Genomic DNA, 23,169 nt, shown 5'->3' with positions numbered 1-23,169 from the left:
TGGGTACGGACGGCCGGAGGGACTCAGCCGCGCGGGCTGCAAGTCGTCGAGTAGCCGGCGTGGTCCGGTGTGGTCACACGCCGCTGGCGATCTGGCCGATGCCGCTCCAGCCGCCGGCCCTGCCGTTGCCGAGCCAGGCGCTGTAGGCGGTGCTGCTCCCACTGCCGCGCAGCAGGAAGTCGGCGTGAGCGTCGCCGTCGAAGTCCGCGAAGTGAACGCGGCCGTGTTCGGTGGTCACTCCCGAGGCGACTTGGCCGAGGTCCTTCCAGCCACCGCCCACGTCGCCGCCCGTGTTGAGGTGGACGTCGACGGAGCCGTTGGGGTTGATCACCCAGTAGTCGGCCTTCCCGTCACCGTTCCAGTCGGCCAGGCGCACGCGGGAGCGGTCGGTGGTGGTGCCGGTGGCGACCCTGCCGATGCCCGTCCAGGCGTTGTCGCCACGGTTCAGCCAGACACTGACGTGGCCGTTGTCGAGGACGGTGATGTAGTCGGAACGGCCGTCGCCGTCCCAGTCGGCGAAACGGACCTGGTCCTGCTTGGTGGTGATGCCCGACGCAATGATGCCCAGGTTCCGCCACCCGCCGCCGACATCGCCTCCGCGATTGATGTGGACGTTGACCGAGCCGTCGGGGTTGATGACCCAGTAGTCGGCCTTGCCGTCGCCGTCGTGGTCGGCGAGACGCACGCGAGAGCGGTCGGTGGTGGTGCCGGTGGCGACCCTGCCGATGCCCGCCCAGGCGTTGGGGCCGCGGTTCAGCCAGACGTCGACGTTGCCGTTGTCGGCGACGCTGATGTAGTCGGCCTTGCCGTCACCGTCCCAGTCGGCCCACCGCACCCGGTCGGTGCCGCCGGCCTCGTGCGCGGCGGCGGAGCGGCGCGGTTCGGTGGTACTGGCGATCCACTGGGCGAGGTCGTCGGTCCGGGCCGCGATGGCGCCCGTGCGGGTCTCCGCCGGATCGACGCCCAGGCAACCGCCCTGCCAGGACCGGCTGTTGATGCCTACGAGTTCGCCCGCGGCGTCGAGAAGGGGCCCGCCGGTGTCGCCCTTGCAGAGGGCGTCGGTCCCCTTGCCGGTGACGGCCAGTGTGGTCGCATCCGCGGAGCCGAGAGTGAACGTGCCGGTATGGAGCCTGCCCGGCACCCACTCGGTCTTCGTCCGGCCGAAGCCGGCGGCCGTCAGGTCGGTGCCGGGGGCCGGGGCCGAGGCGGAGACCTTGACGGTGGCCGCGCCCCTGGCCGGCAGCACGAGACGGGCGAGGACCAGATCGCGCTCTGCGCGGGGTGCGATCTCGGTGACCTCGCGGGTCTCGCCGTCGGCCAGGGTGACGGTGGCGGACAGGGCGGGCTTCCCCGCGGGAACCTGCTCGCCCGCGCCGGCGGTGAAGCAACTGGCGGCGGTGGCGACCCACCATTCGTCCACGAGAACGCCGGTGCAGGCACGGCGGTTCGCCTCGTCGCCTAGGGACAGCTTGACGACAGAGGTGTAGCGGCCGGACGGGGCTTCCGCGCCGGTGAGCGCGTGCGCCGGGGCAGCGGTGACGAGGCTGGTGGTGAACGCGGTCGCGGTCACCGCGAGGCCGGTCATCCGCGCCTGACGGGGGCGGAGAACTGACATGCGGAACATCCTTGATGGCAGGGTTCGGTGTGCGAGCACACGGAGGGGATCGGCTGCGGCTGACTGCCGACGTCAGAGCTTCCAGACCTGGTCGGCGTACTGCGCGTCGCAGTCGGCCTGTGTGACGGGTGCGCCCCACTCCGGGGTGCGCCACGACACGTGCATGCACCGGCCGGACAGCGAGTTGCGGATCTGGTAGCCGCCGGTGGGCACCGGGTCGAGCTTCCAGACCTGGTCGGCGTACCGCGGGTCGCAGTCGTACTGGGTCACCGGTGCGCCCCACTCGGGGGTGCGCCACGAGACCAGCAGACAGCGGTTGTTGAAGGTGTTGCGGATCTGGTAGCCGCCACCGGCGACGGGCTCGAACTTCCAGACCTGGTCGGCGTACTGCGGGTCGCAGTCGGCCTGCTGGGCTCGGGCGCCGTTGTCGGGGGTGCGCCAACCGACGTACAGGCAGCGGTCGCTGTGGGCGTTGCGGACCGTGGCGGTGGTGAGGCGGACCTGCCGTATCCAGTCGGCGAGGTCGTCGACGCGCGTGGAGACGGCTCCGGTGCGGGTCTCGGTGGCGGCGGTGCCGAGACAACCACCCTGCCAGGAACGGGAGTTCACCCCGACGAGTTGTCCTGCCGCGTTCAGCAGCGGGCCGCCGGTGTCGCCCTTGCAGATGGCGTCGGCGCCCTTGCCGGTGACGGTGAGGGTGGTGGCGTCGGTGGAGTCGACGCGGAAGGCGCCGGTGTGGAGCTTGCCCGGTACCCACTCGGTCCTGGTGCGGCCGAACCCGGCGGCCGTCAGGTCGGCGCCGGGGGCCGGGGCCGAGGCGGCGAGCTCGGCGGTCGTGATGCCGGCGACGGGCGTGGCCAGACGCACGAGGGCGGCGTCGCGGTCGGTGCGCGGGGCTATCTCGGTGATGTCGACGGCCTTGCCGTCGCCGAAGGTGGCCGTGGTCTTGAGGGCCGGCTTGCCGGCGCCGACCGGGCTACCGGGGGCGGCGGCGAAGCAGCTGGCGGCGGTCATGATCCAGAAGCGGTCGACGAGCGTGCCCGAGCAGGTGCGGGAGTCGGCGTCGGCGCCGAGCTGGAGCCGTACCGCGTAGGGGTGCGTGCCGGCGGCGGCCTCGGGACCGGACACCGCCGTGGCCGATGCGGTGGGGACCATGGCGAGGGTCGTCAGCGCGGTGACGGAAAGGAGGCTGACTGTCCGCGCCGGGCGCGGACGGAGTGCGAACATGTTTCTTCCTTGGGTGCCGGCGGCCGTGCGGGCGGGTGTGCGGAGAGGGAATGTGACGCGAGGGTTAGCGCGCGCGGGCCGGCTGAACCCGTCACCCTGAGTTCTACGAGAACCGCCGGGCGCGGGTCCTTCTCATCGCCTTCGCCCACCGGCTTGTAGTCGTTTTTCGGGACGTCCACGGTAGTGGTCTGCCCCTCCGTCGTCAGACTGGCGCGGACGGCCCGGTCATCGGTCCGGATAGCGTGGACCCGATTGACTTCCAGGGTCAGGTATCCGCTCTTTCCCGTGGTCCGGAAGCAGTACCGGCCCTCGGTGTTCTGCAGGGTCCACACCTGAATCTGGTGCGGGGCGGAGCAGTCGGTGAGGGTGATGCCGCCGTCGCCGCGACGCAGCGTGATTCCCTTCTGCTTTCGGATTTCCTCGGCGTCCGGATAGCCGAAGTCCTCGATGGCGTAAGGGGGTTCCGCGCCGGCGTCGTGTGCGGCGCCCGGAACCGCCGTCGTGGTCTGCGGGGCGGCGTTGGCCATGGTCAGCGCGGAGAACCCGGTCAGCGCCATGACCGTGCCGACAGTGCCCGCGAGCAGCATTCCACGCACGCGAAATTGCATGTGAGTTTCCCTTCGGAGGATGCGGCGCAGGAAGGCAGCCGCGAAGAAGGCCCGTTCCCCCAGGGCCTTTCTGAACGTATCACCTTTCTTCACCGACCCGGCGCAACACAGGTTCGCATAACAAGCCCATAACGGATGATCAACCGAAGGAACGCAATAGGGCATTCTGTCGTCACCTGCGGAATATCTCGGTCCGCTTTATTGGCGCACGAGATCGGTGCACGGGAGCAGATTTCTCCGGGGATACACTCCGTCCGTCGAAATTCGGCGCACCCCGCCATGACCGAGCGGGATTTAATTGAACGGGAAATTGAAACGTGAATAAAGTTGGGGGGAAGAGGGCGCGTGGCATACGTACGGTGTGCCTCGGCGCCCTGACGCTCTCACTGACCATGGGAGCCCTCGCACCGTCGCACGCGGGCGACGGGCCGGCCGCCGCCGCGAGCGCCACCGTGACCGACCGCCAGCGCGTGCTGGACGTCTGGAACTCCGGCGGCCCCTCCGTCCGGGCCGCCGCCGAGGTCGCGCTCCAGGGAACCGACGCCGATGTCCGGCTGTTCCTCGACCAGGAGCGGGCCGTGGCGGAACGCCACGACGAGCAGATGCTGTTCTCCCAGCTCTACTCCGTCAGCGGGCCCAAGGTGCGGGAGACAGCGCTGAAGGCGCTGGACAGCGGCGACCCCGACCAGGTGCGCGCGTTCCTGCGCGACGGCTGGCGGCTGCCGCTCCAGCAGGACCGGCAGCTGCGGATCTCACAGCTGATCAGCCAGGGCGGACCCAGCGTCAAGTCCGCCGGCGTCGCCGCGCTGGACGGCGGACCGGAGAAGATTCTCGACTTCCTCGAGAAGGGCCGGTTCACGGCCGCCGAAGCCGACGACAGGCTGGCGCTCTCCCGGCTCGTGAGCACCGGCGGCCCGGTCACCAAGGCAGCCGCCATGGCCGCCGCCGACGGCACCGTCGAGGATGTACGGGAATTCCTCCAGGTCGGGCAGTACATCGCCCGCGCGAGGGACAACGAGCGCGCCACGGTGGCGGAGCTCGTGGAACGGGCGAAGGCCGCCGGGACGCAGGCCAAGCAGCAGACCGACCTCGCCAAGGAGGCATCGGCCCGCGCGGTCCAGGCGTCCGCTCTGGCGAAGGCCGCCGCACTTGAGGCCGCCAAGGAGACCGCGGCGGCCGGCAAGGACGCCAAGCGCGCCTCCAGCGCCGCCGGACGAGCCGCCCGCGCCGCTCAGGGCGCCGCCGCGGCCGCGCAGCAGGCCATCCAGGCCGCCCGCGCGGCGAACGCGGCCGCACGGGTGGCCGCCTCCGCCGCTTCCCAGGCCGCCATCGCGGCGGCCGGAGCCGCCGACGCCGCCTCCCGTGCCCGAGGCGCGGCCGCCGCGGCCGCCACTGACGCCGGGCGGGCGGGCGCGGCCCGCAAGGCCGCGGAGGAGGCGCGGACGATCGCCACGCAGGCGCGTCAGGCCGCCCTCGCGGCGCAGGCCGCCGGAGTGGCCGCCAGTGCCGCAGGCGCCGCCGCCCAGGCCGCGGCGAGCGCGGGCCGCAACGCCGACGAGGCCGCGGGCGAGGCCGGCCGGGCGAACGGCCTGGCCCGCGCCGCCGGGGCGCACTCCGCCGAAGCGGACGCGGCGGCCGCCACGGCCCGCCGCCGTGGCCGCGAGGCGATCCGCGCCGCGGGGGTCTCGCAATCCCTCGCCAAGGCATCCGCCGAGGCGGCCCTCGAAGCCAGGGACGCCGCCAACAGCGCCGCCGACCACGCCGACAACGCGGCCAAGGCGGCGGAGGAAGCGGCCGAGCAGGCCGGCAAGTCCGCCGACGCCGCCCAGGAGTCCACCACCCACGCCACCGAGGCGACGAAGGCCGCCGACGTCGCCACGGCGGCGGTCAAGGAGGCCCGTCAGACCTTCGACCTGACCCGCAGGAGCGAGGCCGAGGAGCTCACCGCCCGTACCGCCGCCGCCTTGGAGGCGGCACGGGAGAGCCGGGCGGCGTACGACGTGAAGGCGGCCCAGGCCGACAAGAACGCCAAGGCGTCGGCCTCCCTCGACACCCTGGTCAACCAGGTGTCCGAGTACGCCGCGCGGCCGGACGCGGACCGGGCGCGGATCGTCGCGAAGGGCCGCTGGATCGCCCTGGTGACCATGAAGACGCGTGGCCCGTGGAGCAGCACTTCGGCCGCCGACGCCCTCGCCGGCCCCGACGAAGACGTCGTCGCGTACATCCGTACGGGATGGAAGGAGGCCGCTCAACTGGACGAGCGGGTCCGCGTGGAGCGTCTCGCCGACGAGGCGGCGTCCCCTGCCGTGCGCAAGGCCGCCGACGAGGTCCTCGGCACGGATGCCGCGCGTATCCACGCGTTCCTCACCACCGGGCAGCACGAGGCCGCCGCCAACGACTATCGCCTGCGCGTGTCCCGGCTCGTCAGCGGCGGCGGCGTAGCCACCAAGGAGGCGGCCCTGGCCGCCTTGGACGGCGGAACGGACGCCCTGCGGAGCTTCCTCACCTCCGGCCAGTACACCGCGCGCCTCAAGGACGAGCAGCTCGGCGCCTCGCGGCTGGCCGGCGTGGGCGGGCCGGAACTCAAGGCGGCGGCGAGCGTCGCGATCGAGGGAACGCCGCAGGCGCTGCACGAGCTCATCACGGTGGGCCAGCACCGGGCCAGACGCCAGGACGCCCTGGCCGCCACGCACGTCGCCGACGTCCAGCGCATGATCGCCGAGGCGGCAGGTGTCGCCGCCGGGGCCCAGGAGAACGCCGCCGAGGCCCAGCAGGTGGCCGCACTCGCCCGCAAGAAGTCCGGCGAGGCCGAGGAGTGGGCGCAGAAGGCGAGCCGGTCGGCGCGCGAGGCGACTGAGCACGCCGCCGAGGCCGGCAGGTCCGCCAAGCAGGCGTCCGCGTCCGCCGACGAGGCCCAGCGGTGGGCCAGGGAGGCTCACAAGGCGCAGGTCACGGCCTCATCCGCCGTCCGGGACGCGCGGATCTCGGCGGAGAGGGCCCGCACCTCCGCCGCCTGGGCCCGCTACTCCGCCGAGGACGCTTCCGCGTCCGTGCGGCAGGCTCGTGCGTCCGCCGAGGCCGCGGGCAAGGACGCGACGGCGGCCGACCAGGCCGCGAGCGACGCCAAGTCCGTCGCCGAGACCAAGAGGCGGGCCGAGGAGGAGGCCCGGCGCCGCGACGAGCAGGCCCGCAAGGACCGCGAGGAGGCGCTGCGCAAGGCCGCCGAGGAGCAGTCCGAGGCCGCCGAGTGGACCTGGTCCGACACCGGGCACCTGCTGATCGACATCGCGGGTCTCGTCCCCGGCGTCGGCGAGATCGCCGACGGCGCGAACTGCGCCTGGTACGGAGCCGAGGGCGACGCGATCGACGCCGGCCTCTCGTGTGCCTCGGCCGTCCCGCTGGCCGGATACGGGGCCTCGGCCGTGAAGTTCGGCAAGTGGGGTGACAAGGCGTACGGCGTGTTCAAGGGCATGTTCGGCAAGACCCCGAAGGTCTGCCCGGTGCCCGCGCCCAACAGCTTCACCGCCGATACGCCCGTCGTCATGGCGGACGGCACGACGAAGCAGATCCAGCACGTCAGGCTCGGCGACCGGGTTCTCGCGACCGACGCCCGCACCGGCCTGACCCTGCCGCAGACCGTGCAGCGGGTGATCACCGGCACCGGGGCGAAGAGCCTCGTCCGGTTCACCGTCGACACCGACGGACCGGACGGACGGGCCACCGGCGCCCTGACCGCGACCGACAACCACCCGATGTGGGTGGCCGACCGGCGCGCCTGGGTCGACGCGGGACACGTCCGCGCGGGCGACCGGTTCCTCGGGGCCGACGGAACGCTCCGTGACGTGGTCGCCGCCCGCACCTGGGCGGAGACGCGGACGGTCTACAACCTCACCGTCGCGAACACCCACACCTTCTACGTGAAGGCCGGCGGCGCCACCGTCCTCGTGCACAACGACGGCGGCTTCGACTGGGAGAAGGGGCTGGAGGAGCTCAAGCGGGAGTGGAACTCCGGCAACCAGGACGACGACGGGTACCACGCCCCGCGCGGCAACCAGGCGGAGAACAAGGAGTTCAAGGACGCCCTGCGATCCGTCGAACGCGACCTCGGACGGCAGGTCACCCCGGCCGAGCGCCGCGCCCTGCACGACCGGATCACCGGCCAGGGCTACGACTACCATCGCATCATCGATGAGGCCAAGGGGTTGTTCGGTGGATGCTGACACGGAGGCAGAGGGCGTCCGGCGGCTGCTGACCGGTGCGGTGATCCGCTCCGTCGGCCGCGCCGCGGACATGGGCGTGCTGGAACTCACCGGCGAACACGGCGAGGAGCTCGCTGTGCACATCCAGTGCGCCTTCCGGGTCCTCCACGACGGCCAGGTGATCCTGGGGGCGCGCGACATGGCGTACGTCCGCAACGGCGTCGCCGGGGAGGGCGCGTTCGACGCCTTCGCGACCCTGTACGACGACCGGGCGGCGCTTCTCGACCGCGTCCTGGCCGGCGCCCGCCCGCAGGTGGAGACCGTCCGCCGGGGCCCGGCGGGTGCGCTGTCGCTCGAGGCGACCCGCGGCTTCCTCGTGGAGATCCTCCCGGACCGCTCCGGCGTCGAGGAGTCCTGGCGCGCCTTCACCCGCGGCGGACGGCACTACGGCTATCCGCCGGGCGTGGTCTGACACAGCAATGGAAAGCCCGGCTCTTCCCCTCGGGGAGAGCCGGGCTTGTGCGTGCGGCGGGTGCGCGGCACGGGTGTGCACTGCCCGTCGCCTCACTCACGCCGGGTGGAACCGGCGGGGCGGCCCCTCGCCCTCGCCGTCATGCTCTTCCCGCAGGGGCTGCTCGGCCCAGATCGTCTTGCCGTCGGAGGTCTGGCGGCTGCCCCAGCGTTCGGCGAGCTGGGCGACGAGCAGGAGTCCGCGTCCGCCCTCGTCGAAGACGCGGGCCCGTCGCAGGTGCGGGGCGGCGCTGCTGCCGTCGGAGACTTCGCAGATGAGCGCGTCGGCGCGGATGAGCCGCAGGTGGACGGGGTCGTTGCCGTAGCGGATGGCGTTGGTGACCAGTTCGCTGACGATCAGCTCGGTCGTGAACAGGAGGTCGGTCAGTCCCCAGGCGGCCAGCTGTTCGCCCGCCATCCGCCGGGCCCCGGCGACGGCCGCGGGTTCCACCGGCAGCCGCCAGGTGCGCACCCGGTCGGCTCCGAGGCCGCGGGTGCGGGCCAGGAGGAGGACGATGTCGTCGTCCGGGGGGTCGGGGCGCACCTTGCGCATCACTTCGTCGCAGGTTTCCTCCAGGTCGACGACGGGGCGGCGCAGCGCTTCGCTCAGCAGGTCGAGTCCCACGTCGATGTCGCGGCCGGGCGCCTCGATCAGGCCGTCGGTGTAGAAGGCGAGCAGGCTGCCCTCACCGACATCGATCCGGACGGATTCGAACGGCAGGCCGCCCAGGCCGAGCGGTGGCCCGGCCGGCAGGTCCAGGACGCGCGCGGCGCCGTCGGAGGTCACCAGGACGGGAGGCGGGTGCCCGGCCCGCGCCAGGTCGCATCGGCCGGCGACGGGGTCGTAGACGGCGTAGAGGCAGGTGGCGCCCACCTCGCCCGCGGCCCCCTCCGTCTGCCCTCGGGCGTCCGGGCCCTCCTCGCGGTCGAGCCGGATGACCAGGTCGTCCAGCCGGGTCAGCAGCTCGTCGGGCGCGAAGTCGGCGTCGGCGAGGGTGCGCACGGCGGTGCGCAGGCGGCCCATGGTGGCCGAGGCGTGCACGCCGTGGCCGGCGACGTCGCCCACCACCAGCGCGACCCGCCCCCCGGACAGCGCGATCACGTCGAACCAGTCGCCGCCGATCTCGTCCCCCGCGCCGGCGGGGAGGTACCGGTGGGCGAGGTCCACCGCCCGCGCTCCCGCCGGCCGCTCGGGCAGCAGGCCGCGCTGGAGGGTGAGCGCGGTCCGGCGCTCGCGGGTGTACCGGCGGGCGTTGTCGATGCTCACGGCCGCCCTGGCGGCGATCTCCTCGGCGAGCAGCAGGTCGTCCCGGCCGAAGGCGTCCGAGGTGCGGTGCCTCAGGAGGTGCGTCACGCCGAGGGTGACGCCCCGGGCGCGCAGCGGCACGACCATCACCGAGTGGATGCCGAACCGCCTCACGTTCTCGGCGCGCCCCGGGCGGGCCTCCGCCCACGCGCGCAGCCGCGGGTCGGTCGCGCGGTAGCGGGCGCCGCGGCCGGTGATCAGTGCCTGGGCGGGCGGTGAGCCGGGCGGGTAGACGTCGGTGTCGCCCGTCGGCACCACGGACTCCGGGCATCCCGGCAGCACCGAGCGTTGCGCGGTACGGCGGAAGGCGACCGGTGTGGCGGGGGGTATCGGTCGCGGCTCGTGTCCCTGGACGACCGACTCCAGCAGGTCGACGGTGACGAAGTCGGCGAATCCCCTCACCGCCACGTCGGCCAGTTCCTCCGCCGTGCGGGTCACGTCCAGGGTGCTGCCGATGCGCGCGCCGGCCTCGTTGATCACGGCCAGGCGGCGTCGGGCCCAGTACTGCTCGGTGATGTCGATCAGCAGCGCCGACACTCCCAGCACCGTTCCGGCCCCGTTCTTCAGCGGGGAGAGGTAGACCGACCACGCGTGGTCGCGGACCTCGCCGGAGCCCCGGAGCGGCTGTTCCTCGCGGAAGACCGACTCGCCGGTGCGCAGCACCTGGCGCTGGAGGCGGTCGATCTCGTCCAGGGGCGGGGTGGGGTTGATCTCCCACAGGGTGAGCCCCCTCATCTCGTCCTGCGTGAGTCCCATGGCGCGGCTCATGGCGTGGTTGCACGCCACGAACCGCGCTCCGCCGTCGTAGACGGCCACGGGCAAGGGGAGCTGGGCGAGCGTGAGGTCCCACAGTTGGGCGGTGTCCGGATCGGTCGGGCCGGAGGCGTACGTCACCGCCGCCGGGGTGACGACCCAGTGCACCCGGCCGTCCGCGTCGGTGAGCGGTGTGCCCTGGAGCTCCACGGTGACGCGGTCGCCGTCCTGGTGGCGCAGCGCCACCTCGCTAGTCCACGGCTCCCCCGCGGTCAGGTGGCGTCGCGTCGCGGAGGGGAGGTCGGCGGCGAGCAGGTGGGCGGCGAGCCGGCCCACCACGGCCTCGGGCCCGTAGCCGAGCAGGCGCACGGCTCCGGCGCTCCACACCATGACGGTTCCGCGGGCGTCGACGACGGCGGCGAAGTCCTCGGGTGCCGATGTGCCTTCTGTTCCGGTGGTCGTGGCAGGTTCTGTTCCGGTGGTCGTGGCAGGTTCTTCGTCCATGGAGGGGTGTCCCGACCTCGTTCCCGCTGGCGACCCGGCACGGCGCTGTGTCACCCGTCGCGGGCGCTGTCTCCAGCATCGCGCGGCGGCACACCCCGCTCAACCGGCCGCACGGGGCGCACGGTCCTCGCGGGGCGGGTGCATAGGATCGTCGGCATGGCGCTGCGACCCGTGCACGTGAACATGAAGGCTCTGGACGCCTCGGCGGTCGGCCGGTTCTGGGCGGAAGCGCTCGGCTGGAGTGCCTACAGTCCCGGGGTGACCACCTACGTGGGGCCGCCCGGCGGTCTGGTCTGGCCCGACCCGGTGGTCCTCGGCGTCGACGTCGTTCCCGTCCCGGAGCCCAAGACGGCGGCGAAGAACCGTGTGCACCTCGATCTCGCCACCGCTTCCGCGGCTCATCAGACGGAGTTGGTCGCGCGTCTGAAGGCACTGGGCGCGACGCCCGCCGACGTGGGCCAGGGCGAGGTGCCGTGGACGGTCCTCGCCGACCCGGAGGGCAACGAGTTCTGTGTGCTGGAGCCCCGTGAGGTCTACCGGGACACCGGGCCGATCGCCGCGGTGGTGGTCGACTGCGAGGATCCTCGGGCCATGGCCCGGTTCTGGGGTGAGGCGACGGACTGGGCCCTGCTGGAAGTGACCGACGCCAGCGCGGTGTTGCGCTCCGCCGAGGGCGTCGGCCCGTACCTGGAGTTCCTGCGCACCCCCGACGCGAAGACAGTGCCGGACCGCATCCATCTCGACCTGCTGCCCTACCCCGGCGACGACAAGGAGACGGAGGTGACCCGCCTGCGGACCCTGGGCGCCACCGACCTCGACGTCGGCCAGGGCCCCACCCCATGGACCTGCCTGACAGACCCGGAAAACCACGAGTTCTGCGTCCTCGCACCGGGCTGACGCGGAGTTTCCAGGGCAGGGTCGACGGAGTCGGTCGTTCCGGGAGACGCTGCCGCGGTGAGTGACGCGGGCAGGCGGTACGCGAAGTGGGCCGGGGACGTGGTCGCGGCTGTGACCCTGCTGGTGTGCGAGGCGGTCGGGCTGTCCGCGGCGATCCTCGTGTCGCTGCTCCTCACGCACGGGAAGCTGTGGGTCACCCCGGTGTGCCTGGGGGGCCTCGCCGGGTGTGCAGGGATCATCGCGGCGGGAGCGTGGGTCGTTCACCTGCGGGTCACGGCGACAGTGCAGGGTCTGGTCGCCGGTTGCTGCCTGGTCACGGTGCTGATCGGCCTCGGCGGCGGATTCGCCTGACTCACGGTTCGACGATGTGGCGGAGGTAGGCGTGTGGGTCGGTGAGGTAGCGGCGCCAGTGGGCTACGACGTCCAGGTTCTGCCAGGGGACCCGGCGTAGGCCGTGGTCGCCGGCTTCGAGGATGTCCGCGCCCGGCAGGGCGGTGAGCAGGGGGGAGTGGGTGGCGCAGATGACCTGGCCGCCGTCCTTCGCCAACCGGTCGATGTGTCCGATGAGTTCGAGGCAGGAGGTGAAGGAGAGCGCGGCCTCCGGCTCGTCGAGGACGTAGAGGCCGGGGTGGCGGAACTTGCCGCGGAACGCGGCGAGGAAGCCCTCGCCGTGGCTGACCGAGTCCGGCGAGAGGCCCTCCCTGCCCAGGGCGTCCAGCGCGGTCTCGGCCCGCAGGAAGAATCCCTTGCGGGCCGACCAGCTGGTGGCCATACGGCGTCCGCGCGAGGCCGCGTCGAACTTGATGCGCTCGCCGAGCGCCGACTTGCCGCGCGGTGAGGCGTAGCGCCAGTCGTGGGAGCCGCCGTAGGAGTCGAGACCGAACCCCTCCGCCAGCGCCTCGACCAGGGTCGACTTGCCCGAGCCGTTCTCGCCGACCAGGAAGGTCACCGGTGCGGTGAAGCGCAGCCCCTCGTCGAGCAGCTGCCGGACGCAGGGCACCGACCAGGGCCAGGCGTCCTCGTCGTACGAGGAGAGGTGGGCATACGCGCGTTCGACGATCACCGGACCAGTGTCGCTCAGGTCGCGGCGGACACCTGGTACCCGTTCACCGGCCCGGCCGCTCCCCCACCAGCACCCGCACGTCCCAGGCGCCGAGCTCCAGCGGGCCGTCCGGCGGCGCGGCGCTGCCGTCGAGGGCGTCGGTGAGGGCGTCGGGGGCGTGGACGCGGGTCGGTTCCCAGCTCCAGTTGTGGACGATGTGGACGCGGCGTCCGTCGGCCGCCGTGCCGGTGGTCACGGTGACCTGGGCGGGGAGGCCGGTCCACCCGGAGCCGGGGTCGGGCGCCAGCCACTCCGCCAGCGCCCGGGCGAGGCCGCGGCCGGGCACGGTGCCGACGACGGTGACGCGGCCGGCGCCGTGGCGGCGGGTGGTGACGGCCGGCCAGCGGCCGAAGTGCGGATCCGTGTACGAGGCGAGCACGTCGGCGTCGGCCACGGTGAGCCCGTCGGCCCAGCGCGTCGCCGTGGCGTCGTCCGGCAGGCGCAGCGGACCGCCGGGCTCGGCGCGCAGCGGGACGTCCCGCGTGAGGTTGCTGAACTCGTCGTAGCTGACGCCCGCGGCCTCGGTGAGCCGTCCGGGGGCCGGCTCGTTGCGGGCGCGGGCCTCGTGGTCGGCGTACCCGGTGCGCGGGCCGAGGACGAGGTGGCCGCCGGCGTCGGCGTAGGCGGCGAGCCAGTCCAGGGTGGAGTCGGCGGCGAGGTAGAGGGCGGGGACGACGAGGACCGGGTGGCGGTGGACCGCCTCCTGGGGCGTGAGGCCCGCCCGTTCGCCGCGAGGGTCGTGCAACTGGCGGGCGTGGACGATGCGGACCTGCCGTCCGGAGTCGAACGCGCCGCGGTAGAAGGGGTCGAGGATGCGGTGGTAGGACGCCGGGTCGGGGCCGCCGTCGGGGGTCGCCAGCGGGGGGTGCTTCTGCATCAGCCACTTGCTGGGCGTGGAGTAGACGATCGTGAGGTCGGAGTCCGGTTCGAGACCGGCGACGAGTGGGCCGGCGGCCTCGAACTCGGCTCCCAGCCGGGCCAGTTCGGCATAGGTGCGGCCCGGCCGGCCGCTGTGGGGCAGGACGCCGCCCCAGTAGGTCTCCGCGCCGAAGTGCAGGGTCTGCCACTGCCAGTACTCGATCATGCGGGCCCCGCGGCCGACGAGGGCCCATGCCGCCTGACGCCACTGGCCGTCGTAGGCGGGGCGGTTGTCCCAGGCGAAGCCGATGGAGCCGGCGTTGGTCTCAGTGACGAGGAACGGCTCCTGGCGGGAGGAGAACATCCAGTCGGCCGTCTGGTAGAGCGCCCACAGGCCGGTCGTCTTCCACTTCTGCTCGTGGTCGTCGGGTGTGGGGTCGGGCAGCAGGAGGCCGTCCTGCATGTCGTAGTACGGGTTGCCGGTGGCGATGTCGAGGCGGTCGGTCAGCTCGTCGTCCTCCACTGCGGGGCGCGTGTAGGAGATGCACGTGGTGACGAACTGCCCGGGGCGGGCGTACTCGCGCACGATGTCCGCCTGCCAGCCGATGAACTCGGTGCACTGGCGGGCCTGGAACTCCCGCCAGGCGATGTCGTACTGAGGCTGTGCGTTGCCGTCCGGCGTCCACAGGTCGGCCCAGGTGGACAGGCGGTGGGACCAGTACACCAGGCCCCATTCGCGGTTGAGGGTCTCGATGTCGCCGTACTTCGCCCGCAGATGGTCGACGAAGCGCTGGAACACGCCCTGGTTGTGGAAGAGTTGGAGCCCGGGTTCGTTGTCGACCTGGAAGCCGATGACCGCCGGATGGCCGGCGTACCGGGCGACCGCCTTGCGGATGACGCGCTCGGCGTGGAAGCGGAAGGCGGGGTGGGTGAAGTCCGCCTCCTGCCGGGCGCCCCAGCCGGTGCGCTCGCCGGTGCGCCGTTCGCCGGCGATCTCCGGGTACTGGCGGGCCAGCCACGGCGGCACCGCGTAGGTGGGGGTGCCGAGGATGACGGAGATGCCGCGCTCGTGGGCGCCGTCCAGGACCGGCTGGAGCCAGTCGAGTTCGAAGCGGCCGTTCTCCGGCTCCCAGGTCGACCAGACCGACTCGCCGACCCGGATCACGGTGAAGTGCGCCGCGGCCATCAGGTCGAGATCGGTCTTCAGCCTTTCGTCGGGCCGCAGTCCGGGATCGTGGACGGGCGTGTACTCGTGGTAGTAGGCAGCGCCGAACAGCACGCGGGCGGGCAGGTCCGCCATGGACAAACCTCCGGGGAGTAGGGGGAGTTACTGCTTGACGCCGCCGGTGGCCAGCCCGCTCTGCCAGTACCGCTGGAGCAGGAGGAAGGCCAGGACGAGCGGGACGATGGAGATCAGCGAGCCGGTGACGACGAGGGCGAGCATGTCGCTGCTCGCTCCCGCGCCGCCGTTCTGGGCCTGAGCGGCCCAGGAGGAGAGCCCGACCGTGATGGGGTACAGGCTCGGGTCGTTGAGCATGATCAGCGGCAGGAAGTAGTTGTTCCAGGTGGCGACGAGCGTGAACAGCACGACGGTCACCAGGCCTGGCGCCAGCAGCCGCAGCGCGATGGTGCAGAAGATCCGGGTCTCTCCCGCGCCGTCCATGCGGGCGGCCTCGATGAGGCTGTCGGGGACGGCGTCCTCGGCGTAGATGCGCATGAGGTAGAGGCCGAACGGGCTGATGAGGGAGGGCAGGATGACGGCCCAGGGGGTGTTGACCAGTCCGGCCTTCGCGAAGAGCAGATAGGTGGGGATGGCCAGCGCGGTGGTCGGGATCATGATGGCGCCGAGGACGAGGTTGAAGGCGGCGCCGTGGCCGCGGAACCGGTACTTGGCGAACCCGTACCCGGCGGCGGCCGCGAGCAGCGCGGCGCCGATCGCGCTGACGCCGGCGTACAGGGCGGTGTTGAGCAGCCAGCGGCCGAAGACGCCGTCGTCCTGGGTGAAGGTGGTCGTGATGTTCGACAGGAGTTGCGGTGTCTCGGAGAACCACAGGCCGAAGCTGTTGAACAGGTCCTGGGTGCTCTTGGTGGAGGCGATGAGCAGCCAGCACAGCGGCAGCAGGAAGTAGGCGAGGACGGCCAGCATGGCGATCGTGAGCGGGGTGCTGCGGCGGTGGGCCGGCGACCGGCGCGGGGACCGGGCCCCGGTGGGCGGCGGCTTCGCCGTCGGGGTGGCGGGGTCCGCGGGGGTCACGGTGGTCATGAGGTCCTCCTGCGGTTCGCCGTGAGCAGGAAGGCGTACGACACGATCACGATGACCAGCCCGAGGATGAAGGACACCGTGGCCGCGTAGTTGGTCTGCTGGCTGATGAAGGCGACGGAGTAGGCGTAGAGGTTGGCGGTGTAGGAGCTGTCGATGACGTCCGGCGCGACCTTCATCAGCAGGCTCGGTTCATTGAACAGCTGGAAGCTGCCGATCACCGAGAACAGCAGGGTGAGGGTCAACGCCGGTCGCAGCGCGGGGAGTTTGACGGACCAGGCGATCCGCCAGGCGCCGGCGCCGTCCATGGCGGCGGCCTCGTAGAGCTCGGCGGGGACGGTACGCAGGGCGGCGTACAGGATGATCATGTTGTAGCCGACGAACTCCCAGGTCACGATGTTCGCGAGGCTGCCGAGCATCCAGCCCTCGCTGAGGAAGTGCGGGGCCGGCAGGTGGAGTTCGCGGCTGATCTGCGCGAAGGGGCCGAAGTCGGGGCCGTAGAGGTAGCCCCACATGAGGGTGGCGATCACGCTCGGGACGGCGTACGGGACGAAGATGCCGAGCCGGATGACCCGGGCCAGCCGCAGCAGCCCGCTGTCCAGCGCGAGGGCGAGGACCAGAGCGAGCAGCACCATCACGGGGACCTGGATCAGGAAGAACAGGGCGACACGGCCGATGCCTTCGAGGAGGAGCGGGTCCGTCAGCGCCGTCACGTAGTTGTCCAGGCCGACGAACGTCGAGCCGCCGATCAGCCGCTCCTGGAAGAGGCTCAGGTAGGCGGCGTAACCGAGCGGGGCGAGGAACAGCAGCAGGAACAGCGTCATGAACGGGGCGACGAACAGCGCCCCGGCCGCCCCGTGTCGACGACGGGCCGGGGGCACGCTGCCCTGGGCGCGGTTCGCGCCCTTCGCGCGGTTCCTGTGCGTGGTGCGGCTCCTGTGCTTGGTGCGGGAGGCCGTGGCGGCGGTGGCCATCGTCATCCTCCCTTGACCGTGAAGCCCTGGCTCTTGGCGAAGCTCGTGACGCGCGACTGCCACGAGCCGAGGGCGCGCACGGTGTCGGACTTGTCGGCGAGGGACTTGCCGACGGTCTCGGTCCAGTCCGTGGCCACGCGGTCGAGGAAGGGCGGCCACTGGAAGGAGGAGTCGACCTGGGAACTGATGTCCGCGAAGACCTGGTTGACCTTCTGGCCGCCGTAGAACGCGGGCGTGTCCCCGAGGAAGGAGGCGTCGGCGAGCAGCGCCTTGGTGGCCGGGAAGAAGAACTGCTCGGTGGCGAACATCCTGGCGCTGGCGGGGTCGCTGTTGAGGAACTGCGCGAACACCGCCGCCGCGATCGGGTTCTTGCTGGAACGGATGACCGCGGTGGTCGAGCCGCCCCAGTTGCCGGCGCTGGGCTTGGCGGCGTCCCACTGCGGCAGCGGGGCCGCACGCCACTTGCCCGCGGTGGCCTTGGCGGAGCCGGAGAGGAAGGCCGGGCCCCAGGCCCCGGTGAGCCAGGTGGCGTACTTGCCCCTGTTGAGCGCGGCGTACCAGCCGTCGGTGAAGTCCGGCTCGACGCCGATCACGCCCTCCTTGGCGAGGGCGCCCCAGAACTCGCCGAGCTTCCTGGAGACCGCGTCGTCGACGCTGACGGCGATGTCGCTCTTGCCGGAGGTCACATACGGCTTGCCACCCGCCTGCCAGAGCAGTCCGTGCCAGGCGGCGGGCTGGTTCGCGGCGAGGTTGGTGAGGTACACGTCCGGGTCGGCCTTGTGGAGCTTGCGGGCCGCCGCGGCGAACTCGTCCCAGGTGGCGGGGACTTGGATGCCGTGCCGGTCGAAGATGTCCTGGCGGTACAGCATGCCCATCGGGCCGGTGTCCTGCGGGACGGCCCAGATCTCGCCGTCGTCGCCGCTGACCTGACTCCAAGTCCAGTCCACGAATGTGGACTTGAGCGCGGAGGCGCCGTACGGGCGCAGGTCCAGCAGGCTGTCGGTGACGGTGAACGTGGGGATGGCCTGGTACTCCATCTGCACCAGGTCCGGGGCGCCGCTGCCCGCTTTGAGCGCGGTGCGCAGCTTGGTGTACTGGGGTGTGCCCTGGCCGGCGTTGACGACCTTGACCTTGACGGCCGGGTACTTCTTCTCGAAGAGCGCGATCTCCTTGTCGATGTTCGGGACCCAGGTCCAGAACGTCAGCTCGGTCGGGGTCCGCATGGCCTTGTCCAGGTCGGCCCGGCCGACCGGCTTTGCGGAGGCGGCGGCGGTGCCGTCGTCGCCTCCGCAGGCGGTCAGTGCGGCGGCCAGTGACAGCGCGCCCGTAGCGGCGAGGAAGCCCCGGCGGCTCAGGGGCGACGAGGGTGCGGAGTCGGAGAAGGGTCCGGACATGGTGTTCTCCCGCGGAAGGGTGTGAGGGACCGGCACACCGGTCGACGGTGTGCTGCGTTTCGGGTGGGTGCTGCGGCGGTGTGGCGGGCGGGACGGGGAGGGCGCGGCTGTCAGGGGAGACGCCCTCCCCGCCGGCTCCGGCCCGGGCAGGGGGGAGGCGTGGGAGGCAGCGGCGGCGGCCGGTGCGGGACCTGTTCGAGGCCCGGGGGTCGGTGGTGCGCGCTGCGGAAGAGCCGGGCGACGCGGGGAGCGGTGTGGCGCAGGCGACGCGGGGCTGGGGGTGCTGCGGGGCCGTGGGTGCTGCTGCGGGGCTGGGGTGGCGTTCGAGCGCCGAGGGCGTGTCGAGGGGGAGGGTGTGTAGAGGGGAGAGGAGGGGCGGCGGATGCGGTGTGGGTGGGCCTCCGTTCGCGGGCGGGACCGTGTGCGGTCAGGTGAGGGGGCTGCTGGGGGGCTTTCGGGGCTCCGGGGGCGCGGACGACGAGGCGCGGACGACGAGTTCGACCGGTGGGTCGGTCATCGGCAGTGGGTCGGCCCGCGGGTTCTCGATGGCGTGCACCAGGAGTTTCAGGCCGTCCTGCGCCATGGTGTCGAACGGCTGGCGCATCGTCGTCAGCGGCGGGGTCGTGTAGGCGGCGACCGGGATGTCGTCGAAGCCGACCACGCTGACGTCCTCCGGGACGCGCCGTCCGGCTTCCGTCAGCGCGCGGATCAGGCCGATCGCCATGTCGTCGTTGGCGGCGAACACCGCGGTCAGACCGCCGTCGGCGGCCAGTTGGCGGCCCGCCGCGTACCCGGACGCGGCCGACCAGTCGCCCTCGACGACCGGCGGTTCCGCCCGCCCGTGCGCGGCGAGCGCCGAGCGCCAGCCGTCGAGCCGGTCCCGGGCCGAGTACCAGCGCTGCGGACCGGCCAGGTGGTGGACGGTGGCGTGGCCCAGCTCCAGCAGGTGCTCGGTGGCCGCCCGCGCCATCTGCCCGGAGACGATGCCGGCCGTCAGCACGCGGGAGGCGGCGAACGGCGGGGGTGCGCCGAGGACGAGGACCGGCGCGTCGACCCGCGCGGAGAGGGCCGCGCCGTTCTCCTCGTCGATCGGCTCGGAGATGACGATGCCGTCCACGCCCTGGTCCAGGAGCGAGTCCACGGCCCCGGCGACGCCCGCAGCCTCGCCCTCCATGGTGTTGACCACGCGGAGTGCGTAACCGTTGTCCCGCACCGCGCGCTCGACGCCCATGAGGAGGGAGGCGGGTCCGAACAACGCGGTCCCCAGCGTCACCACCCCGATGGACCGGGTGCGGCCGGAAGCCAGTGCCCGCGCCGCGTTGTTGCGGCGGTAGCCGAGGCTGCCGGCGGCCTCCAGGACCCTTCGGCGCACGTCGGCGGAGACGTACTGCTCGTCGTTGAAGACCCTGGACACCGTCTTCTGGGAGACCCCCGCCAGCCGGGCGACGTCCACGCTGCGCGGCGTGCCGGAGCCGCTGCTCCCTTCCGCCCTTCGCCTCATGGTGCCTCCCGGGAGTCGGGGCCGCCGATCCGGTGATCGCCGCCTGGCCTGATGTGACTACGCTGACATGTCTACGCAGTCATGTGCTGCCCGTCAAGGGTTCGGACAATATCCGCGACGCCTGGCAGGAGGCTCTGACTACGCGAGCATGTCTACGCAGTCACCAGGGTGCTCAGCAGCGACCGATCGGGGTGTGCCGGCTCCGCAGTCGCCTCTACCTCCCGATGTCGCCTCTACCTTCCGATGGAGACGACCGGCCGAGGGCACCCCCTCCGACAGAGGTGAGGACCGTGCCGCCGCACGATGGCCTCGCGGTCCGGCCCGGCCATGCTGGCGTCATGCAGCTCGAAGACATCACCGTCCCCCTGCTCGTCCTCGTCGGCGTCGCCGCCCTGTGGACGCTGGAGAGCCATCCGCCGCCGCTCTGGCTGGCCTTCGCGCTGTGCGTGGTGACGTACCCGGCGGGCTCCTTCGTCGTGTCGGCGCTCGGCCTGAGCGGTGACCCGGTCGACGCGGGCACCGCGCGCAGCGTCACGGCGCTGACCGCCATCGGCCTGACGGGGCTCGCCCTCGACCTCGTACGCCGCCGCCGTGCGCGGCACGAGCCCGGCGAGGAGGAGTCGGCCGCGCTCGATGAACCGGCCGTGACCACGAAGGAGTCGTCGTGACGTCGGGGAGGGGGCTCGGGCACGTGGCGCTGGCGCGGTGCGCGTGGGCGCGGTGCGCTCGGGCCGCGATGGCAGGATGACGGCATGGTGACGGACGGGGCGGATCAGTCGTGGACGGGGCTGCACGGGGACCTGCTGGCGGCGCAGGCGCTGGTGTACGGCCCGGGCGGTTTCGTCTGCTCGCCGCCGGCGCCGGAACCGGAGAGCGCCGAGTACGCGGCTTGCGCGTTCACGCTCGACGGCCGCTCGGTCCGGTTCCGCGTCGCCAAGACCACTCCGACGAAGGTGGGCCAGTTCGTCACCGTGTGGCAGCGGTCCGAGGAGGGGCCGATCCGTCCCTTCGACGCGGACGACGGGGTGGACCTCTTCGTCATCAGCAGCCGCGACGGCGACGGCTTCGGGCAGTTCGTGTTCCCGTGCGAGGTCCTGTGCGAGCGCGGTGTCGTGTCCCGCGACGGCTCCGGCGGGAAGCGCGGGTTCCGCGTCTATCCGCCGTGGGTGACCACGACCAACCGGCAGGCCCGCAGCACCCAGGCGTGGCAGACCGCCTGGTTCCTCGCGCTCGATCAGGCCGGGCCCGCCGACCTGACGCGCGCCCGCGCCCTCTACCGCCCATAGACCCGTACCCGTCCGGGCCCCCGGGTCACGGGGTCACGGGGCGCGTAGCGCGCATGCTCCCGCCGCCGGCGGCGCTCGCTTCCTCGCACGCCTTGTCTGTTCAGCCCTTTTGACCCCGGCAAGGGGAGGGGCTGATTCCTGCGCGCATGAGCGGGGAGTTCACGGGAACGGCCCGCCTGTTTGTGCGATTCCTGTGACAGGTTGTGGGCGCCCGCGAGACCCTGGAGGCCTCGATGAGAATCTTCGTCGCCGTGTTCGGCATCCTCGCCGGCATCGCCCTCGTGCTCTACAGCAGGAAGTTCGCCCGGGCCGCCACCGGCCGGCGAGGAGCCTTCGGGCGGGCCAACGCCGCCGCGGGCGAATCCACGGTGCGGCTGGGCCCGTTGATCGTCGGTGTCTTCCTCATCGTCATCGGGATCCTCGCGGCCACGGGCGTCGCCGAGGTCGGATGACGGCGACGGCCGGGGACGCTGTGCGTCAACCGCTCGATGACGGGTGGGACTCCCTTCCTCCGGATCCGCGGCTCCGGCATGGTCATCTGCCCTACCCTGACGCGCATGAACGCACCGGGGGACGTGATCGACGGACGCTTCGAGCTGATCGAGCGGCTGGGCAGTGGAGGGATGGGCACGGTGTGGCGGGCCCGCGACACCGTGCTGCACCGGGAGGTCGCCCTCAAGGCCGTACGCCCCGACGCGGAGGCCTCCCCCGCCGTCCGTGAGCGGGTCATGCGTGAGGCGAGGGCGCTGGCGCGGCTCAACGATCCGCACGTGGTGACGGTCCATCAGATCATCGAGGCGCAGCCGCACCCCTGGATCGTGATGGAGCTGGTGCCCGGCGTCTCGCTTCAACAACGCCTTTCGCAGGGGTCGTTGAGCCCGACCGAGGCAGCGAAGGTGGGCCGTCAGGTCCTCGCCGCGCTGCGCGTCGCCCACGCGGCCGGCGTCCAGCACCGGGACGTCAAACCGGCGAACGTCCTGCTGCGCCCGGACGGAACGGCGGTGCTCACCGACTTCGGCATCGCGGCGCTGCAAGGCGCCTCCGCGCTCACCGTCACGGGTGAACTCGTCGGCTCCCCCGAGTACATGGCCCCCGAGCGGATCCGCGGCCACGACGATCCGGCCTCCGACCTGTGGTCCCTCGGGCTGGTGCTGTACGTGTGCGTGGAGGGCGTGAGTCCGCTGCGCCGGGCGACGACGCTGGCCACTCTCGCCGCCGTCCTGGACGACCCGGTGCCCCCGCCCGTGCGCTCCGGCCCCTTGGCCCCGGTCCTCCAGGCGCTGCTCGTGCGCGATCCCGCCGTCCGCCCCGACGCCGTCCGGCTGGACGCTCTGCTGGCCCAGGTCGAGACCGGCGTCCCGCCGGGGTGGGCCCAGCAGACACTGACGGCGGCAGCACCGACGCCGACACCGACCACACCAGCACCAGCACCAGCACCAGCACCGCCTCCGGCTCCTGCTCCGGCTCCGGCTCCGGCTCCGGCATCACCCGTACCGGCGGCCCCGTCGGCCCCGCCCGTTCCGGTGCCGTCCACGCGGCCCGACTGCGCCCTCCCGCCGCCGCCACACCGCCGTCGCGGGCGTCTCACCGCCGCGCTCGCCGTCCTGGTCGTCGCCGGGACGGCCGGACTCGTCCTCACCCTGCGCCCGTTCGACGACGGCGGCGATCCCGTCGACCGGGCGGGCGGATCCCAGGCGAGCACGTCGGCCGCGCCCGGCGCCCCGCGTCCTCGGAGCACGGCACCGCAGCAGAGCCTCAGCAAGACCCCGGCCCCCGCCACCTCCCCGAGTTACAGCCCACCGTCGCCCTCCACCCCGCCTCCCGTCGCAGGCGGTCGCTGGATCGCCCAGCTCGCCTCGGAGCCGGTGTCCTCGGGCGTCGCGGCCCGCGACCGTCGCCTCGAACGCATCCGTTCCACCGTGCCCGAGGCGCTCGTCCTGCGCAGCGACGACTACGCCTCGCTCCGCGCCGGCTTCTGGGTGGTCTACGCGCCGGGTCCGTTCACCGACGGCCGAGCGGCGCTGTCGTTCTGTGCGGAACGGGGCCGCACGACCGCCGACAGCTGTATCGGGCGCTACCTGAGCACCGACTCGGGCGACTTCGCACTCCAGTGCCGCCCTCCGGCGTCGAGCCCGACGGGCCGGTGCACGCGCGGAACGTAGGGAACCCCCCGGC

General features: G+C 72.6%; 18 protein-coding genes. 8 read left to right on the top strand and 10 right to left on the bottom strand.

Annotation, left to right across the window (positions count from 1 at the left end; translation table 11 throughout):
- Positions 1-73: 73 nt before the first annotated feature.
- From ACFYX4_RS29940 to ACFYX4_RS29930, 3 genes are all read right to left on the bottom strand, one after another.
- Positions 74-1,615: an FG-GAP-like repeat-containing protein gene (locus ACFYX4_RS29940; protein WP_389339810.1), complete on the bottom strand. Its 1,542-nt coding sequence runs from the start codon at positions 1,613-1,615 to the stop codon at positions 74-76.
- Between the two features lie 72 nt (positions 1,616-1,687).
- Positions 1,688-2,842 (bottom strand): trypsin-like serine protease, encoded by a 1,155-nt coding sequence (locus ACFYX4_RS29935; protein ID WP_389339808.1) that lies wholly within the window; start codon positions 2,840-2,842, stop codon positions 1,688-1,690.
- Positions 2,782-3,543 carry a hypothetical protein gene (locus ACFYX4_RS29930; RefSeq protein ID WP_389339806.1) on the bottom strand — a complete coding sequence of 254 codons (762 nt, stop codon included), beginning with the start codon at positions 3,541-3,543 and terminating at the stop codon, positions 2,782-2,784. The genes ACFYX4_RS29935 and ACFYX4_RS29930 overlap by 61 nt, the downstream gene beginning before the upstream one ends.
- A gap of 299 nt (positions 3,544-3,842) precedes the next feature.
- Between ACFYX4_RS29930 and ACFYX4_RS29925 the strand changes: the two genes are divergently transcribed.
- Complete coding sequence (locus ACFYX4_RS29925) at positions 3,843-7,670, top strand: polymorphic toxin-type HINT domain-containing protein (protein ID WP_389339804.1); 3,828 nt, start codon at positions 3,843-3,845, stop codon at positions 7,668-7,670.
- Entirely contained in the window at positions 7,660-8,121 is a 462-nt protein-coding gene (locus ACFYX4_RS29920; protein ID WP_389339802.1) for a hypothetical protein, read from the top strand. The genes ACFYX4_RS29925 and ACFYX4_RS29920 overlap by 11 nt, the downstream gene beginning before the upstream one ends.
- A 96-nt stretch (positions 8,122-8,217) precedes the next feature.
- Here the strand turns inward: ACFYX4_RS29920 and ACFYX4_RS29915 are convergent, their stop codons facing one another.
- Complete coding sequence (locus ACFYX4_RS29915; RefSeq protein WP_389339800.1) at positions 8,218-10,722, bottom strand: SpoIIE family protein phosphatase; 2,505 nt, start codon at positions 10,720-10,722, stop codon at positions 8,218-8,220.
- Between the two features lie 156 nt (positions 10,723-10,878).
- On the opposite strand from ACFYX4_RS29915, the gene ACFYX4_RS29910 reads away from it, so the two are divergent.
- Together ACFYX4_RS29910 and ACFYX4_RS29905 are read left to right on the top strand one after the other, a co-directional pair.
- A complete protein-coding gene (locus ACFYX4_RS29910; RefSeq protein ID WP_389339798.1) occupies positions 10,879-11,619 on the top strand; it encodes a VOC family protein in 741 nt (246 codons plus the stop codon).
- Positions 11,620-11,676: 57 nt separating this feature from the next.
- Entirely contained in the window at positions 11,677-11,970 is a 294-nt protein-coding gene (locus ACFYX4_RS29905; RefSeq protein WP_389339796.1) for a hypothetical protein, read from the top strand.
- A gap of 1 nt (position 11,971) precedes the next feature.
- On the opposite strand, the gene ACFYX4_RS29900 is transcribed toward ACFYX4_RS29905, so the two are convergent.
- From ACFYX4_RS29900 to ACFYX4_RS29875, 6 genes are all read right to left on the bottom strand, one after another.
- Complete coding sequence (locus tag ACFYX4_RS29900) at positions 11,972-12,682, bottom strand: AAA family ATPase (protein WP_389339794.1); 711 nt, start codon at positions 12,680-12,682, stop codon at positions 11,972-11,974.
- A 43-nt stretch (positions 12,683-12,725) separates the two neighbouring features.
- Positions 12,726-14,879, bottom strand: a complete 2,154-nt coding sequence (locus tag ACFYX4_RS29895) for a beta-galactosidase (protein WP_389339792.1) — start codon at positions 14,877-14,879, stop codon at positions 12,726-12,728.
- 27 nt (positions 14,880-14,906) lie between these two features.
- Positions 14,907-15,842: a carbohydrate ABC transporter permease gene (locus ACFYX4_RS29890; protein WP_389339790.1), complete on the bottom strand. Its 936-nt coding sequence runs from the start codon at positions 15,840-15,842 to the stop codon at positions 14,907-14,909.
- Positions 15,839-16,663, bottom strand: a complete 825-nt coding sequence (locus ACFYX4_RS29885) for a carbohydrate ABC transporter permease (protein ID WP_389339848.1) — start codon at positions 16,661-16,663, stop codon at positions 15,839-15,841. Before ACFYX4_RS29885 ends, ACFYX4_RS29890 begins: the two co-directional genes overlap by 4 nt.
- A gap of 152 nt (positions 16,664-16,815) precedes the next feature.
- The gene (locus ACFYX4_RS29880) at positions 16,816-18,207 is read right to left on the bottom strand and encodes an ABC transporter substrate-binding protein (RefSeq protein ID WP_389339787.1); all 1,392 of its coding nucleotides are present in this window, start codon (positions 18,205-18,207) and stop codon (positions 16,816-16,818) included.
- Between the two features lie 427 nt (positions 18,208-18,634).
- Positions 18,635-19,708, bottom strand: coding sequence for a LacI family DNA-binding transcriptional regulator (locus tag ACFYX4_RS29875; RefSeq protein ID WP_389339785.1), 1,074 nt, complete (start codon positions 19,706-19,708; stop codon positions 18,635-18,637).
- Positions 19,709-20,046: 338 nt separating this feature from the next.
- Here ACFYX4_RS29875 and ACFYX4_RS29870 point away from each other — a divergent pair, with 338 nt between their 5' ends.
- The 4 genes from ACFYX4_RS29870 to ACFYX4_RS29855 all read left to right on the top strand — a co-directional run bounded on the left by ACFYX4_RS29870 (position 20,047) and on the right by ACFYX4_RS29855 (position 23,156).
- The gene (locus ACFYX4_RS29870) at positions 20,047-20,376 is read left to right on the top strand and encodes a hypothetical protein (RefSeq protein ID WP_389339783.1); all 330 of its coding nucleotides are present in this window, start codon (positions 20,047-20,049) and stop codon (positions 20,374-20,376) included.
- Between the two features lie 84 nt (positions 20,377-20,460).
- Positions 20,461-20,994, top strand: a complete 534-nt coding sequence (locus tag ACFYX4_RS29865; protein WP_389339781.1) for a MepB family protein — start codon at positions 20,461-20,463, stop codon at positions 20,992-20,994.
- Positions 20,995-21,227: 233 nt separating this feature from the next.
- Positions 21,228-21,446: a hypothetical protein gene (locus tag ACFYX4_RS29860; protein WP_389339779.1), complete on the top strand. Its 219-nt coding sequence runs from the start codon at positions 21,228-21,230 to the stop codon at positions 21,444-21,446.
- 105 nt (positions 21,447-21,551) lie between these two features.
- Positions 21,552-23,156, top strand: coding sequence for a serine/threonine-protein kinase (locus ACFYX4_RS29855; protein ID WP_389339775.1), 1,605 nt, complete (start codon positions 21,552-21,554; stop codon positions 23,154-23,156).
- Positions 23,157-23,169: the final 13 nt, after the last annotated feature.

The organism is Streptomyces sp. NPDC002328, assembly GCF_042890065.1.
Taxonomy (GTDB): Bacteria; Actinomycetota; Actinomycetes; order Streptomycetales; family Streptomycetaceae; genus Streptomyces.
Note: the sequence above shows the minus strand (reverse complement) of the source record. Positions and strands in the feature narration are given on the sequence as shown.

Bases quoted from the DNA above. Each gene is read 5' to 3' on its own strand.
- ACFYX4_RS29940 (WP_389339810.1), bottom strand. From the start codon at position 1,615: ATGTCAGTTCTCCGCCCCCGTCAGGCGCGGATGACCGGCCTCGCGGTG.
- ACFYX4_RS29935 (WP_389339808.1), bottom strand. From the start codon at position 2,842: ATGTTCGCACTCCGTCCGCGCCCGGCGCGGACAGTCAGCCTCCTTTCC.
- ACFYX4_RS29925 (WP_389339804.1), top strand. From the start codon at position 3,843: ATGGGAGCCCTCGCACCGTCGCACGCGGGCGACGGGCCGGCCGCCGCC.
- ACFYX4_RS29915 (WP_389339800.1), bottom strand. From the start codon at position 10,722: ATGGACGAAGAACCTGCCACGACCACCGGAACAGAACCTGCCACGACC.
- ACFYX4_RS29910 (WP_389339798.1), top strand. From the start codon at position 10,879: ATGGCGCTGCGACCCGTGCACGTGAACATGAAGGCTCTGGACGCCTCG.
- ACFYX4_RS29895 (WP_389339792.1), bottom strand. From the start codon at position 14,879: ATGGCGGACCTGCCCGCCCGCGTGCTGTTCGGCGCTGCCTACTACCAC.
- ACFYX4_RS29890 (WP_389339790.1), bottom strand. From the start codon at position 15,842: ATGACCACCGTGACCCCCGCGGACCCCGCCACCCCGACGGCGAAGCCG.
- ACFYX4_RS29885 (WP_389339848.1), bottom strand. From the start codon at position 16,663: ATGACGCTGTTCCTGCTGCTGTTCCTCGCCCCGCTCGGTTACGCCGCC.
- ACFYX4_RS29880 (WP_389339787.1), bottom strand. From the start codon at position 18,207: ATGTCCGGACCCTTCTCCGACTCCGCACCCTCGTCGCCCCTGAGCCGC.
- ACFYX4_RS29875 (WP_389339785.1), bottom strand. From the start codon at position 19,708: ATGAGGCGAAGGGCGGAAGGGAGCAGCGGCTCCGGCACGCCGCGCAGC.
- ACFYX4_RS29870 (WP_389339783.1), top strand. From the start codon at position 20,047: ATGCAGCTCGAAGACATCACCGTCCCCCTGCTCGTCCTCGTCGGCGTC.
- ACFYX4_RS29865 (WP_389339781.1), top strand. From the start codon at position 20,461: ATGGTGACGGACGGGGCGGATCAGTCGTGGACGGGGCTGCACGGGGAC.
- ACFYX4_RS29860 (WP_389339779.1), top strand. From the start codon at position 21,228: ATGAGAATCTTCGTCGCCGTGTTCGGCATCCTCGCCGGCATCGCCCTC.
- ACFYX4_RS29855 (WP_389339775.1), top strand. From the start codon at position 21,552: ATGAACGCACCGGGGGACGTGATCGACGGACGCTTCGAGCTGATCGAG.